At 74.0% G+C, this 14095-nt stretch carries 10 protein-coding genes; 2 read left to right on the forward strand and 8 right to left on the reverse strand.

Going from position 1 to position 14095, the window contains the following annotated elements; genetic code table 11:
- Positions 1–276 precede the first annotated feature (276 nt).
- Both ACFXAE_RS15080 and ACFXAE_RS15085 read left to right on the forward strand, forming a co-directional pair.
- Positions 277–1440: a helix-turn-helix domain-containing protein gene (locus tag ACFXAE_RS15080; RefSeq protein WP_384713617.1), complete on the forward strand. Its 1164-nt coding sequence runs from the start codon at positions 277–279 to the stop codon at positions 1438–1440.
- A 595-nt stretch (positions 1441–2035) separates the two neighbouring features.
- Positions 2036–3742: an MFS transporter gene (locus tag ACFXAE_RS15085; RefSeq protein ID WP_384713620.1), complete on the forward strand. Its 1707-nt coding sequence runs from the start codon at positions 2036–2038 to the stop codon at positions 3740–3742.
- Positions 3743–3855: 113 nt separating this feature from the next.
- Here ACFXAE_RS15085 and ACFXAE_RS15090 read toward each other — a convergent pair whose 3' ends face one another.
- The 8 genes from ACFXAE_RS15090 to ACFXAE_RS15125 form a co-directional block, all read right to left on the reverse strand.
- Complete coding sequence (locus ACFXAE_RS15090; protein ID WP_384713623.1) at positions 3856–6024, reverse strand: MMPL family transporter; 2169 nt, start codon at positions 6022–6024, stop codon at positions 3856–3858.
- A gap of 27 nt (positions 6025–6051) precedes the next feature.
- Positions 6052–6801 carry a cytochrome d ubiquinol oxidase subunit II gene (locus ACFXAE_RS15095; RefSeq protein ID WP_384713626.1) on the reverse strand — a complete coding sequence of 250 codons (750 nt, stop codon included), beginning with the start codon at positions 6799–6801 and terminating at the stop codon, positions 6052–6054.
- Positions 6802–7298: 497 nt separating this feature from the next.
- Complete coding sequence (locus tag ACFXAE_RS15100) at positions 7299–7973, reverse strand: response regulator transcription factor (RefSeq protein WP_037773084.1); 675 nt, start codon at positions 7971–7973, stop codon at positions 7299–7301.
- Positions 7974–8032: 59 nt separating this feature from the next.
- Positions 8033–9259, reverse strand: coding sequence for a sensor histidine kinase (locus ACFXAE_RS15105; protein WP_384713631.1), 1227 nt, complete (start codon positions 9257–9259; stop codon positions 8033–8035).
- A 64-nt stretch (positions 9260–9323) separates the two neighbouring features.
- Positions 9324–10844, reverse strand: coding sequence for an enoyl-CoA hydratase-related protein (locus ACFXAE_RS15110; protein ID WP_384713634.1), 1521 nt, complete (start codon positions 10842–10844; stop codon positions 9324–9326).
- A gap of 13 nt (positions 10845–10857) precedes the next feature.
- Complete coding sequence (locus ACFXAE_RS15115) at positions 10858–12132, reverse strand: acetyl-CoA C-acetyltransferase (protein ID WP_384713637.1); 1275 nt, start codon at positions 12130–12132, stop codon at positions 10858–10860.
- Between the two features lie 45 nt (positions 12133–12177).
- Positions 12178–13203, reverse strand: coding sequence for an LLM class F420-dependent oxidoreductase (locus ACFXAE_RS15120; protein ID WP_384713640.1), 1026 nt, complete (start codon positions 13201–13203; stop codon positions 12178–12180).
- A 23-nt stretch (positions 13204–13226) separates the two neighbouring features.
- Positions 13227–13985: an SDR family NAD(P)-dependent oxidoreductase gene (locus ACFXAE_RS15125; protein WP_384713643.1), complete on the reverse strand. Its 759-nt coding sequence runs from the start codon at positions 13983–13985 to the stop codon at positions 13227–13229.
- Positions 13986–14095 lie beyond the last annotated feature (110 nt).

Below are 14095 nucleotides of genomic sequence, written 5' to 3' on the forward strand. Positions count from 1 at the left end.
GGGGGGGGGGGCGGCGGGGGCCCGGGGGGGGGGCCCCCCCCGGCCGGCCGCCCCCCCCCCCGTCCGGGCGCCCCCGCCCCCCCCCGCCGGCCCACGGCCGGGCTCCCGCCGTCGCCGCACCGGCGGGTGTCACCGCACGCGGCGCCGTCCTCGGTGGTCCGCCCCGCCGGCTTTGCCCGCTGACCGTCGTGTACGGAGCTGACCGTCGTGTACGGAGCTGACGGACTACCGGGCACTGTGCGGCGGCCGCCACGGCGCCCTCCTAGCATCCGACGCGTGACCCTCGAAGGACAGCTTCCGGAACTGGGGACGGCCGTGCGCGACTGGCGGTCCCGGCGCAGGCTCAGCCAGAGCCGGCTCGCCGACCTCGCCCACGTCTCGGCCCGGCACCTCAGCTTCGTCGAGAACGGGCGGGCGCGGCCCAGCCGGGAGCTGCTGCTCAGACTGACGGATCACCTGGAGGTACCGGTCCCGCAGCGGGACGCGCTCCTGGTGCGGGCGGGCTACGCACCGCTGTCGCGCCCCGCGCCCGGGGCGGCGCCCGCTCACCCGGCCGGGAGGGCCGCCGTGGTCGAGGGCATCGGCGGCTGGGCGCCGCCCGGGCAACCGCCGTGGCCCGGGGAGCGGCGCTGCACCGTGTGCGGCGCAGGGGGTCCCCGCGCCGGAGCCGGGCCCGGCACGGGCGCCCCGGACACGGTCGACGCCGCCGTCATGGCGGGCGGCCGGGCGCTGCGCTCGGCCGGTGCGTCCGGCGTCGACGCGCTGCTGCTGGCCACGGCCACGCCGGCCCGCTCCGGTGGGCCGGCGGCCGCCCCGCGGGTCGCGGCCCGGCTGGGGTTCGCCGGGGTCGCCTCGTTCGAGGTGTCGGCGTCCTGCGCCGGATTCCTCCACGGCCTGGCCGGCGCCGTCGCCCTCGTCACGTCCGGCACGGTGGACCGGGCCCTGCTGATCGGCGCGGACGTCGTCGCGGGCGAGGGCCGGCAGACCGGAGGCGCGGGGGCCGTGGTGCTCGGGGCCGGAGCGCCGGGACAGCCCGGCGCCGTGGGCAAGGTGGTGCTGGGCGGCCGCGGCGCGGCAGCGCCCGCGCCCGGGGAGGATGACGGGCGCCGTGCGGGTCGGGCCGGCCGGGAGCCGCTGCGGGGCGCGGGGCTCGCGGCGCTGCGCGGGGCCGGGTGGGAGCCCGGGGACATCGACGGCGTCGTCGTCCACCCGGCCGTGTCAGGGCTGTCGGCCGGGCCGGACGGGCTGTTCGGCCCGGCCGTCGTGAGCGGCGGGGGCGTGGGAGCGGGGGCGCTGCCGTTGCTGCTCGCGCGGGCCGTGGCGGAGGGCCGGTTCGGCGCGGGGGAGCGGGTGCTGCTGGCCGGTCTCGGCGAGGGTGCCGTGTGGGGGGCGGCCGCACTGTGCCTTCCGGCGTCGGCGGCGGAGCCCGTGACGGCGTGAGCGGGGTCACCCGCACGGGGGCCGGCCCCGGCGGTGCCGCGACGAGCGGCGGCCCGTCCACGCCGCCGGGGCGTTCCGGCGCCGCGCGGCGGTGCACGGGGTCCCGACCCGCTCGGGGAACGGCTCGTGCACCGGCCCGGGCGGCATCCCGGAAGTCCTCTCGCGTCCGCCCCGGGTGCGCTGTCCGGCGGCCGCGTGAGACGACCCGCCTCCCGGGTGCCGCCCCGGGCTCCTTTCTCCCGGTGGTCCGCCCCGGGTGGTCCGCCCCCGGTGGTCCGCCTTCCGGCGGCCCGCCCCGGGTGGTCCGTCCCCCGGTGGTCCGCCTCCTGGTGGTCCGCTCCGGGTGGTCCGCCTCCTGGTGGTCCGCTCCGGGTGGTCCGCCTCCCGGTGGTCCGCCTTCCGGCGGTCCGCCCCGGGTGGTCCGCCTTCCGGTGGTCCGCCTCCTGGTGGTCCGCCCGCGGCGGCGGCCCGGCGGGCTCGGCGTGCACCGGTTGTGCCCGGCCCGGGCTGCCGGCCCGAGGAGGGCCTCCACCAGTGGCAGCGCCCCCATCTGTTTCCAGTCGACCGCCGACCGATCCGAAAGGCCGGACATCCGATGACCGTTTCCGTCGAAGAGACCTCCGAGAGGACCGACAACCCGCCCGACCCCAAACGGTGGCTGGCGCTGGTGGTCATCCTCTTCGCCTCCTTCATGGACCTGCTGGACGTGACGATCGTCAACGTGGCGGTGCCCGCCATCCAGCAGGACATAGGCGCCAGTTACTCGGAGGTCGCCTGGACGACCTCCGGCTACGCGCTCGCCTTCGCCGCGCTGCTGATCACCGGTGGGCGCCTGGGCGACCTCTACGGGCGCCGCCGGATGCTGCTGGCCGGCATGGCCGGGTTCACCGTCTCGTCCCTGCTGTGCGGGATCGCCGCCGACCCCGGCACGCTGATCGCCGCGCGGGCGGTCCAGGGCGCCACCGCGGCCCTCATGGTCCCCCAGGTGCTGTCGATCATCCATGTGACCTTCCCGCCGGAGGAGCGGGGCAAGGTCTTCGGGGTGTTCAGCGGCATCGGCGGACTGGCCCTGGTCTTCGGTCCGATCCTCGGCGGGGTCCTGGTGGAGGCCGACCTGCTGGGCTGGGGCTGGAGGCCGATCTTCCTGCTGAACATCCCGGTCGGGATCCTCACCTTCTTCGCCGCGCTGTACCTCGTCCGGGAGTCCCGGGACGCCGACGCGCCCCGGCTGGACCTGGTCGGTGTGGTGCTCGCCACCACCGGTGTGCTGATGCTGGTGTACCCGCTGACACAGGGACGCGAACTGGGATGGCCGGCTTGGTCGTTCGGGATGCTCGGCGGGTCGGTCGTGGTGCTGGCCGGCTTCGTCGCGTACGAGCGCAGGCTCATCGCCCGCGGCGGCTCACCACTGATCGCGCTGGAGCTCTTCCGTGCGCGCAGCTTCGCCGCCGGCTTCGGCGTCAACTTCCTCTACAGCGTGGCGTACGGCACCTTCTTCCTGATGTGGACCATCTGCCTGCAGACGGGGCTCGGCTGGTCCGCGATGCGCGCCGGACTGACCGGACTGCCCATGTTCCTCGGCCTTTTGGTGTCGGCGGGTACGACGGTGCAGTTCCTGACGCCGAAGTTCGGGCGCAAGGTGCTGTTCGCGGGCGGCGTGCTGCTGATCGCGGGAGCGCTGGGGATGGTGTGGGCGTACGACCGGTACGGCGTGGAGATCACCTCCTGGGAGATGAGCGCGCCGCTGTTCGTCTTCGGCCTCGGCATGGGGGCGGTGCTGGCTCCCGTGCTCGACTTCGCCCTCACCGGCGTCCCGCACAAGGTCGCGGGCTCCGCCTCCGGTGTCCTGAACACCTCGGGCCAGCTCGGCAGCGCGGTCGGCATCGCCCTCATGGCCGTCTTCTTCCTCTCCGGCCTGCCCGGTCAGTCCGGCAAGGGCGTCGATGCCGTGGAGCCGCAGATACGGCAGGACCTGGCGGCGGTCGGCGTCACCGACACCCGCACCGCCGACGGCGTCCTCGCCGGCTTCCGCGCCTGTGTGCACGACCGGATGGCCGACGTCAGCCCCGAAGCGGTGCCCAAGAGCTGCCAGGAGCGGCTCCCGGGCGTCCCCGACGGCCGGTCGCCGGCCGTGCGGGAGGTGCTGGACGAGCACCTCCCCGAGATACGGGCGGAAGCCTTCTCGGGGGCCTTCCGGATCGGACTGTTCTCCGTCACGGGCCTCTTCGCCCTGATGACGGTCCTGATGTTCGCCCTGCCGCCGTTCGCCCGCCAGGAGAAGGACGCGGCGGCCCTCATGTGACGACCGGGACGTACGGCGCCCGCCGCCGACCGCGAAGGGCCCGGGGCCGGAGGAACGAATCCTCCGGCCCCGGGCCCCGTCACATCGTGGCCGTCGTCAGGACGTCCGGCGCGTCAGTGGCTCTTCTCCAGCTCCACCTTCGGCAGCAGACGCTCCAGCGGCGCCGGGAACCACCAGGCGCGGCGCCCCAGGAGCTGCATCACGGCCGGGACGATGAGGCAGCGGATGACGACCGCGTCGACGAAGATGGCGACCGCCATGCCGAAGCCGGTCTGCTGGAGCAGGCGCTGCGGGCTGAGCATGAACGCGCCGAAGACGACGACCATGATCGCGCCGGCCGCGGTGATCACACCGCCGGTGTGGGCGAGGCCCTCCCGGACGGCCAGGGTGTTGTCCTTGGTGCGAACCCACTCCTCGTGGATGCGGGAGACCAGGAAGATCTCGTAGTCCATCGAGAGGCCGAAGACCACGGCGAAGATCATCACCGGCAGGTACGCCTCGATCGGGCCGGGTTCCACACCGAACCAGCCGTGCTGGAAGACCAGCGTGATGGCGCCCAGCGCGGCACCGATGCTCAGCAGGTTCAGCAGCGCCGCCTTGAGCGGGATCAGCACCGAGCGGAAGACGGCCATGAGGAGCAGGATCGACATGCCCACGACGATCGTGACGAACAGCGGCATCCGGTCGGAGACCTTCTGCGAGTAGTCCTCGGCCGCGGCCGTGGAACCACCCACCAGGTACCGGGCACCCGTGTCCGCCGCCAGCGGGGGCAGTACGTCGTCGCGCAACTCGGCGACCAGGTCGGACGTCTTCTCGTCCTGCGGCGAGGAGGAGGGGAAGACGAGGACCGTCGCGGCCTCCCCGTCCTCGGTGGGAACGGGCGGAGTGGCGGCCGCGACACCCGGGACCTCGCCGAGCGCCCGGGTGACGACGGTGCCCGCCTGCTCCGCTCCGCCCTCACCGCCGTCCACGATGACGATCAGCGGGCCGTTGAAGCCGGGGCCGAAACCGTCGGAGAGCAGGTCGTAGGCCTGACGGCTGGTGGTGTCGGGCGCGTCGCTGCCCGCGTCCGCGAAGCCCAGCCGCATGGTCAGCGCGGGCACGCACAGCGCGCCCAGGATCACCGCGGCGGCCAGCAGCGCGGCCAGCGGCCGGCGCTGCACCCCGGCGGCCAGCTTGCGCCAGGTGGCGCCCTCCTCGGGCTTGCCGCGGGCCGCGCGCTTGGCGGCCCGCGCGGTGAACTGGCGGGTGAAGCGCTCGCCGAAGATGCCCAGCAGGGCGGGCAGCAGCGTCAGCGAGGCGATCATGGTGACCAGCACGGTGAGCGCCACCGAGACAGCCATGCCCTGAAGCGAGCCGAGACCGAGGGCGACCAGACCGAGCAGGGCGAGGATGACCGTGCAGCCGGCGAAGAACACCGAGCGGCCGGCCACGTCCAGCGCGTCCTTGGTGGCCCGTTCGGGGGCGATGCCGCGCACCAGTTCCGCCCGGAACCGGGCGAAGATCAGCAGCGCGTAGTCGATGCCGACACCGAGGCCGACGAGGATCATGACGTACGTCGTCCAGTCGGCGATCGTGAACAGGTGCGACATCAGGACGATCACCCCGAGTGTCGAACCCACCGCGAACACCGCGGTCATGATGGGCAGCCCGGCGGCGATGACCGTACCGAACATGAACACCAGGATGACCAGCGCGGCCAGCAGACCGGCGCCCTCGGCCGCGCTGCCCGAGCTCTCGCCGAGCACCCGGGCGGCGTCACCGCCCAGCTCGACCTGGAGCCCGTCACCCTCGATGGCGGTGGCGGCGTCGTAGATCTTCTGGGTGTCCTCCTTCGGCATCTCCTTCGAGGCGACCTCCAGCACCACGGTCGCGTAACCGATGGTGCCGTCCTCGGAGAGGGCGGCGGAGTCGTCGTACAGGCTGCGCACCTGCTCCACGTTGGGCAGGCCGGCGACGTCCGCCAGCATGCCCTCGACGCGCTGCTCGGCCTCCGGGGTCCTCAGCCCGTCCTCGTCGCGCAGCACGATGGAGATCGTGTCACCGGCGCGGGCCGCGCCGTGCTCGGCGAGCACGTCGGCCGCCGCCTGCGACTCGGTGCCGGGCAGCGCGTAGTCCTCGCGGTAGTCGTCGCCCACCACCGTCGCGGCCGCCCACACGCCCACCAGCACGGTGAACCACAGGATGAGGGCCAGCCACTTCCGACGGTAGGAGAAGCCGGCGACGCGTGCGAACACGCCTTCTTGGCTCTGTGTCTGGGTCGTCTCTTCGGTCAGGGTCATGGTTGCTTCGGTCTCTCTCCACAGGGTTCACAGTGGGTCGGTGTCCGGCCGGCGCCGCAGCCGCGCCTGGGTGGCGAGCAGCAGCGGAACGGCGCAGATCAACAAGGGCAGCAGCAGACGTTGTACGGAGCCGTGGGCGACGTGCTCCCACAGCGGCAGCCGGTGCCCGGCCAGCAGGGGCAGTGCCGCCATGACCGCGGAGGTCAGGGCGTAGGAGTGCGCGCCCGCCTGCTGACCCGTCAGCACGCGGGCACGGCGCAGCGGCGCTCCGGTCAGCCGCAGCGCGGCCGAACTCATGCCGTGGGCGAGGAACAGCAGGGCGACCGCGGCCGCCGTCGGGGCGCCGGTCGTGGTGGGTGCGGGCCGTCCCGACTCCTCGTCGACCACGGAGGCCAGCGTCCAGCCCCAGCCGCAGGCCAGCACGCAGCTGCCCGCGACCACCAGGGCGTCGCACACCGGCCCGCCGCCCGCCGCCCGCCAGCACAGGCCGGCGTTGCGCACCAGCCAGCCGGCCAGCAGCGGGACGAGCACCAGCCACAGTCCGCCGGTCACCTCGCCGACCAGCGCCGGGAAGCAGCCGGCCAGGACCGTGAGGGCCAGCAGCAGCCAGCCCTCGTGGACCACGGACAGCGGCCACAGCGCACCGCCGGCCCGCCGCCGTTCGGCGCGGTCGCGCCCCAGGTACGGCAGCGCCATGCCCAGGCCGATGTCCGCTCCGCCGAACACGAAGTACACGGCGAAACAACCGGCGAGCAGCACGACGGCGACCAGCTCCACGACCGTTCACCGCCGGCGGGGCCGGGGGCGGCCGTGGGCGTACCGGCGGGCGTCCGGGAGGACGCCCGCCGGTACGCGTGCGGACACGGGGGACCGCCGGCTCCCGGGCACGGCCGGCGGGCTTGCCGGAACGCGCCCGGGAGCCGGGCGGGTACGCCCGCCGGCTCCGGGGGATGTAAGCCGACGGGCGGGATCAGGGGTGGTCTGCTGTTCCACGCCTCCACAATCGGCCCACGGCTCGATCTCCCGCGTCGGCCGCCGGATTGCACCCCGCGTACGACGCCGGGTGCAGGCCGGTCCGGGGCGTACCACCGGGGATGCACACCGCGGCCGCCCCGTCTCCGGTCTCGGCGACGTCACCGCAGGTCAGGGCGTTCCAGGGGTCTCGTGCCCGGGTGTGCGGGGCCGCACCGGCACTACAACCGGGGTGGTGCGGGGGTACGGGCCGGCCGGGACCCCGCGGGGCGGGGCGGCACGACGGCGCGGGGCCGGTGGGGTCAGCTCAGCCAGCCCGGCGTGATCATGCCGGATTCGTAGGCGGTGATGACGAGCTGGGTGCGGTCACGGGCACCGAGCTTGGACATGATGCGGCTTACGTGCGTCTTGGCGGTGGCGGGGCTGAGCACCAGCCTGCGGGCGATCTCGTCGTTCGTCAGGCCCGCGCCCACCAGGCCGAGGACCTCGTGCTCGCGCGCGGTCAGGGCGTTGAGCCGCGGGCTCGGGTCCGGGTGACGGATCCGGTTGGTGAACTCCGCGATGAGCCGGCGGGTCACCTTGGGGGCGATCAGGGCGTCGCCCCGGGAGCAGACGCGGATGCCGTGCAGCAGCTCCATCGGCTCGGTGTCCTTGACCAGGAACCCCGAGGCGCCCGCGTACAGGGCGTTGAACACGTAGTCGTCCATGTCGAAGGTGGTCAGGATGAGTACCTTCACTTCGGACAGCCGCTCGTCCCCGGTGATCCGCCGGGTGGCGGCCAGACCGTCCTCCTCGGGCATCCTGATGTCCATCAGGACGATGTCCGGCAGCAGTTCACCGGCGAGCCGCACCGCCTCGACACCGTCGGCGGCCTCGCCGACGACCTCGATGTCGTCCTCGTCGTCCAGGATCGACCGGAATCCGGCTCTCACGAGTCTCTGATCGTCGGCGAGCACGACTCTGATGGGCGTCGTCATGCGCCACAGGGTAGTCACACGGCGGACGATCCGGCCATGTCGGCCACCGGAACCGGCCGTCAGCGGTCCGCCGCCGCGCCCGCCACCGCGGGGGCGGAACCGCCGGACCGCCGGGTCTCCCCGCCCGCCGGGCACAGAGGCAGCCGGGCCTCCACCCGGAAGCCCGAACCGGTGTCGCCCGCGGTCAGTTCGCCGCCCAGCGCCCGGGCCCGCTCGGCCATCCCGGCGATACCGCTGCCGGCGAAGCCGTCCGCCGCCCCCCGTCCGTCGTCCTCGACGCGCACCCGGAACTCCTCCGCCGCGTAACGCACCTCGATGACCGCGTGGCGCGCCTGCGCGTGACGGGTGATGTTGGTCAGCGACTCCTGCACGATGCGGTAGGCGGCCAGTGAGATCTGGGGCGGGATCACGGACGCCTCGCCGTGGGTCTCCAGCGTGACCGCGAGGCCGGTCGACCTGGCCCGCTCGGCGAGTTCCCCGAGCCGCTCCAGACCGGCCGTCGGCGCGGTGGGGGCCTCCTCGTCCACCTGGCGCAGCACGCCGAGGGTGCCGCGCAGTTCGCGCAGCGCTTCCTTGCTGTTGTCCCGCACGAACTCCAGGGCGCTGATCAACTCGGCGGTCTGCCCCGGGCGTTTGGCGCTGCGGTGCAGGGCCGCCGCCACCTGCACGTTGATCAGGGAGATGCTGTGGCCCAGTACGTCGTGCAGCTCACGGGCGATCCGCAGCCGCTCCTCGGTGGCCGACTGACGGGCCCGCACGTCGCGCTCCCGCTCGGCGGCCAGCGCCCGTTGCTCCGCCTCGTGCTCGAACGCCTGCCGCACCCGCATCGCGTGGCCGAACGCGATGACACTCAGGAACCAGCCGCTGAGCAGCATGATCGACATGTTGTCGACCTTGCGCTGGTCGCCCACGGCGACGAACTCACCGTAGGTGACCACCAGCATGACGACGACGGAGAGGCTCACCACGACGGTGAGCCGGCCGACTCTGGCCAGGGTGTAGATCGCCACCATGAAGACGACCACCGGCGTCGGCCCGTCGCTCTCGGTGAGCTGGTAGTACGAGACTCCCGCGAGCATGGTCGCCGCCCCGACGGAGACGGGCCACCGGTAGCGGAAGCCGAGCGCCAGCCAGCCGACCAGGGCCAGCGCCCAGCCCAGCACCTCGGCCGGCGAGGTGTCGGCGCCCTCGAGCCAGGCGCGCGCCCCGCAGTCGACGAACAGGGCGAGGCCGGTCAGCGCGACCACACGGTCCAGCCGGAATGCCCGGGCCCAGGAGGGAAGCATGGTGTTCAGAGTACGGACCTTCGTCCGGCCGGGCCAGGCGGACCAGACCGGTACGGCCGTACCCTCAGTCACGGAACGTCGCTTTCCCGCCGCCCTTCGCGACGGCCTCCAGCAGCAGCCCGGGCGGACGGAACCGGGCGCCGTACCGCTCGGCGAGCTCCTCGCACCGGGCGGCGAAACCGGCCGGTCCGCCCCGGTGGCCGTTGACGTACTGCAGCGCGCCGCCGGTCCAGCCGGGGAAGCCCGCGCCGAACAGCGAGCCGAGGTTGGCCTCGGCGACGGAGCCGACGGCGCCTTCCTCGAGACAGCGCAGCGCTTCCAGTGCCTGACCGAAAAGCAGCCGCTCCGCGAGGTCGCCCGGCGGCCGGGCGGCTCGCCGGGCCGGCTCCCGCTCCCGGGCGGGCCCGGGCGGGGGCGCGGAGCCGTGCCGGTGCCACAGCGCGACGGCCGCGGCCGGATAACCCGCTCCCTCGGCGGCACGCCGGGCGGAGACCGGGGCGACGCCCTCCGCGGCCAGTGCCGCGCCCTCCTCGGCGAACCGCTCGCACAGGCGGGCGGCGAGCGGGGCGGCGAAGAAGCCGGGGGAGGTGTCCACGCCGACCGGGGGCGTGCCGGCGGGGCCGAAGGTGAGGGCGCCGGGCGCGAGGACCCGCCGTCCGTGCCGGGCGGTCACGGCGCGTACGTCGCGGAAGAACGCCTGGATCATGTTCTTGGCCGTCTGCCCCGTCACCAGCTCCACGAAGTAACGGGACTCGATGACCTGCGCGGTCTCGAAGTCGACCTGGGCACCCTCGACGGCCGCGGCCAGGATGTTGCGGGGCGCGGGGTAGGGGGCGCCGCCTGTGCGGGCCGCCAGCGTCGCGGTGAGGGCGGGCAGGACGGCTGCGAGCCCGGGGTCGGCCGGGGTGCCTCCGGGGATCCGGTGGCCCGGTGTGTCCCAGGGCTGCCGGGAGGTGGGGTGGGCGTCGATGAAGGCACGCGCCCGGACGGTCAACTCCTCGGGTGAGTCCACGAGTTCGTGGACGAGACCGGCGTCCAGCGCCTCACGGGGGGTGTGGCGTCTGCCGGTCAGCAGCACCCGTGACAGCGCCTCCCGTACACCGAACAGCCTTACCGTGCGGGTCACCCCGCCGCCCGCCGGGAGCAGGCCGAGGGTGACCTCGGGCAGACCGGTCAGCGTGCCCGGGGCGTCCAGGGCGACGCGGTGGTGACAGGCGAGGGCGATCTCGTACCCGCCGCCGAGGGCCGCCCCGCCCAGCGCCGCGACGACCGGTCGCCCCAGCGTCTCGACGCGGCGCAGCGCCCGCTTGACACGCAGGGTGAAGTCGAGGAGTTCAGCGGCCTGTTCGGGGCCGGCACCGCTCAGGTGGTCCAGGTCGCCGCCCGCGAAGAAGGTCTTCTTGGCGGAGGTGAGGACAACACCGCGCACCGATTCCCGCTCGGCCTCCAGCCGGTCGGCGACGCGGGTGAGGTCGGCGGCGAAGGCCTCGTGCAGGGTGTTGGCGGACCGGCCCGGGTCGTCGAGGACCAGGGTCACCACCCCGGTGTCGTCCCGCTCGAAGCGGATGGTGGAAACGTGGCTCACTGTTCGGTGCCCCTCACGTGGCCTGGGTCCTGTCGTGCCGTGGCGGCTGCTTCCGTGCGGTTCGGCGCGGGTCCCGCACGCGCTCGACGACGGTCGCGATGCCCATCCCGCCGCCCACGCACAGCGTGACGAGGCCGAACCGCTTGTCCTGACGCTCGAGTTCGTCCACGAGCGTGCCGAGCAGCATGGCGCCGGTGGCCCCGAGAGGATGGCCCAGCGCGATGGCGCCGCCGTTGACGTTGACCTTGTCCGGTGACAGGCCCATGTCCTCCAGGAAGCGCAGCACGATCGCCGCGAACGCCTCGTTGACCTCGACCAGGTCGATGTCGTCGATGGTCAGCCCGGCCTTGGCCAGCGCCTTGCGGGTGGCCGGGGCGGGACCGGTCAGCATGATGGTGGGCTCGGTGCCGGAGACGGCGGCGGAGACGATCCGGGCGCGCGGGACGAGGCCGTGGCGGTCGCCCGCCTCCCCGGAGCCGATCACGACCAGGGCGGCGCCGTCGACGATGCCGGAGGAGTTGCCCGGGTGGTGGACGTGGTCGATCTCCTCGATCCAGTGGTACTTCTGCAGCGCCACCGCGTCGAAGCCGCCGCGTTCGCCCAGCTCCGCGAAGGACGGCTTCAGCGCGGCCAGCGACTGCGCGGTGGTGCCCGGCCGGGGGTGCTCGTCGTGGTCGAGCACGGTCAGTCCGTTGCGGTCGCGCACCGGCACCAGCGAGCGGTCGAACCGTCCCTCCTTCACCGCCTGGGCGGCCCGTTCCTGGGACAGGGCCGCGTACTCGTCGACGTCCCGGCGGGTGAAGCCCCCGACGGTGGCGATGAGGTCCGCGGAGACGCCCTGGGGGACGTACCCGGTGGCCAGGCCGGTCATCGGGTCGAGGAACCAGGGACCGCCGTCGGAGCCCATCGGCACCCGGGACATGGACTCCACCCCGCCCGCGAGGACGATGTCCTCCCAGCCCGAACGCACCTTGGCGGCGGCCAGGTTGACGGCTTCGAGACCGGAGGCGCAGTACCGGTTCTGCTGCAGGCCGGCGACCGTGTCGGGCAGGCCCGCGGCGAGCGCGGCCGTCCGCGCGAGGTCCGCGCCCTGGTCCCCGACGGGGGCGACCACGCCGAGCACCAGGTCGTCGATCGCGGCCGGGTCGAGGTCCGGCAGGCGACGGCGCAGCTCGTGGATCAGTCCGGTCACCAGGTCGATGGGTTTGGTGCCGTGCAGGGCGCCGTTCGCCTTGCCCCGGCCGCGCGGGGTGCGGACGGCCTCGTAGACGTACGCCTCGGCTGTCATGCGGGGGAACTCCTCGGGTGCGGGGGACCTGTCACCGGCGGCGGCTCACAGCCACTCCTTCACCCGCTCGGCGAGCTTGACGGGATCGGGGCCGGTCAGACGGACGTTGAGCTGGGTCACCCCGGCCTCGCGGAACGCCTCGATGCGCTCACGGACGTAGGACTCGGGACCGCACAGGGAGACCAGCTCGGCGAACTCGGCGGGGACGGCGGCCTCCGCCTCCCGCTTCTTCCCGGCCAGGTACAGGTCCTGGATCCGTTCGGCTGCCTCTTCGTAACCGTAGGCGCGGGCCAGGTCGTTGTAGAAGTTCTTGCCCTTGGCGCCCATGCCGCCGACGTAGAGGGCGATCATCGGGCGGATCAGGTCGCGGGCGGCCGCGGCGTCCTCGCCGACGGCGAGCAGGGTGCCCGCCGCGATCCGCAGCGGCCCCCGCCCGGCGGACCGGGCGGCCAGCCCCTCGTCCAGGGAGGCCCCCCAGACCTCGCGGGCCTTCTCCGGCACGAACAGGTGCGGCAGCCAGCCGTCGGCGATCTCCGCGGTCATCCGGACGTTGGCCGGGCCGAGCGCCGCGAGATGGACCGGGATCTCCTCGCGCACGGGGTGGTTGAGGAACTTCAGCGGCTTGCCGAGCCTGCCGCCCTTCTCCGGCGGCAGCGGCATGTCGAGGATGCCGTGGTGCTCGATCACCTCGCGCCGCCAGATCCGCCGGCACAGCTCGACGGTCTCCCTGGTCCGGCCGAGCGGCTTGTCGTACGGCCGTCCGTGCCAGCCCTCGATCACCTGCGGCCCGGACGCGCCCAGCCCGAGCAGGGCGCGGCCGCCGGAGACGGAGTCGAGGCCGGCGGCCGTCTGGGCGATCAGCGCGGGGGTGCGCGAGTAGACGTTGAGGATGTACGAACCGATCCGTACCCGCTCCGTGCGCGCCGCGAGGTACCCCATCGTGGTGGGGGAGTCGTAGCCGTACGCCTCGGCGACCCAGACGCAGTCGAGTCCCGCCCGTTCCAGCTGGACGATCTCCTCGACGGCCCTACGGGGGTCCTCCGCGTAGGGGAGGGTGGTGGCGAGTTCCATCGGTCTTCTCTCCTCGGAGCGGCTCAGAGCACCGGCATGCGCAGGGCGGCGTCCAGACGGATGGTCTCGCCGTTGAGCATGGGGTTGTCGATGACATGGGCGACGAACGCGGCGAACTCGTCCGGTTCGCCCATGCGCTGCGGATGCGGGATCTGCCGGCGCAGCAGGTCGCGGACGGGCGGCGGCACCGTCTCGAGCAGGCCGGTCTGGAACAGGCCGGGGGCGACGGTCACCACACGCACGGCGTGCTCGGCCAGTTCCCGGGCCAGGGGCAGGGTCATGCCCACGATGGCGGCCTTGGAGGCGGCGTAGGCGCTCTGGCCGGCCTGGCCGTCCCAGGCGGCGATGGAGGAGGTGGTGACGACGACACCGCGTTCCCCGTCCACCAGGGGCTGCGCCACGATGCGCGGCACGGCCTGGCGCACGGCGTTGAAGGTGCCGGTCAGATTGGTCTCCACGACCGTGGCGAACTCCTCCAGCCGCATCGGACGGCGGCCCATCATCCGCTTGCTGTGGGCGCCGCCCGCACAGCAGACGAGGGTGCGCAGCGGGCCCATCTCCTCGGCCACGTCCATCGCCCGGGCGACATCCTCCTCCAGCCGCACGTCGGCGGCCACGAACGCGGCGGCGGGGCCGAGTTCCTCGGCCGCCGCCTTGCCTGCCGCCTCCGTGCGGCCGACCAGGACGGTCTTCGCGCCTTCCGCGATCAGCCGCCGGGCCGTGGCGAGACCGAGTCCCGTCGTCCCTCCCGTGACCACCGCCACCGTGCCGTCGAGCCGCATCGGCCCACTCCTCTTCTCCGGATGTGCCGTCGGCTCCCGCCTCGGACGGCGCCGTCGGGCCATGACTGGTGAACTGCCGGATGACTGCCCGGCCGCGCGGGAGCCGGTAC

Source organism: Streptomyces sp. NPDC059454 (assembly GCF_042749965.1).
Classification (GTDB): domain Bacteria; phylum Actinomycetota; class Actinomycetes; order Streptomycetales; family Streptomycetaceae; genus Streptomyces.

Coding starts and splice junctions, on each gene's coding strand:
- ACFXAE_RS15115 (WP_384713637.1), bottom strand. CDS start 12,132: ATGACAGCCGAGGCGTACGTCTACGAGGCCGTCCGCACCCCGCGCGGC.
- ACFXAE_RS15085 (WP_384713620.1), top strand. CDS start 2,036: ATGACCGTTTCCGTCGAAGAGACCTCCGAGAGGACCGACAACCCGCCC.
- ACFXAE_RS15125 (WP_384713643.1), bottom strand. CDS start 13,985: ATGCGGCTCGACGGCACGGTGGCGGTGGTCACGGGAGGGACGACGGGA.
- ACFXAE_RS15120 (WP_384713640.1), bottom strand. CDS start 13,203: ATGGAACTCGCCACCACCCTCCCCTACGCGGAGGACCCCCGTAGGGCC.
- ACFXAE_RS15100 (WP_037773084.1), bottom strand. CDS start 7,973: ATGACGACGCCCATCAGAGTCGTGCTCGCCGACGATCAGAGACTCGTG.
- ACFXAE_RS15105 (WP_384713631.1), bottom strand. CDS start 9,259: ATGCTTCCCTCCTGGGCCCGGGCATTCCGGCTGGACCGTGTGGTCGCG.
- ACFXAE_RS15090 (WP_384713623.1), bottom strand. CDS start 6,024: ATGACCCTGACCGAAGAGACGACCCAGACACAGAGCCAAGAAGGCGTG.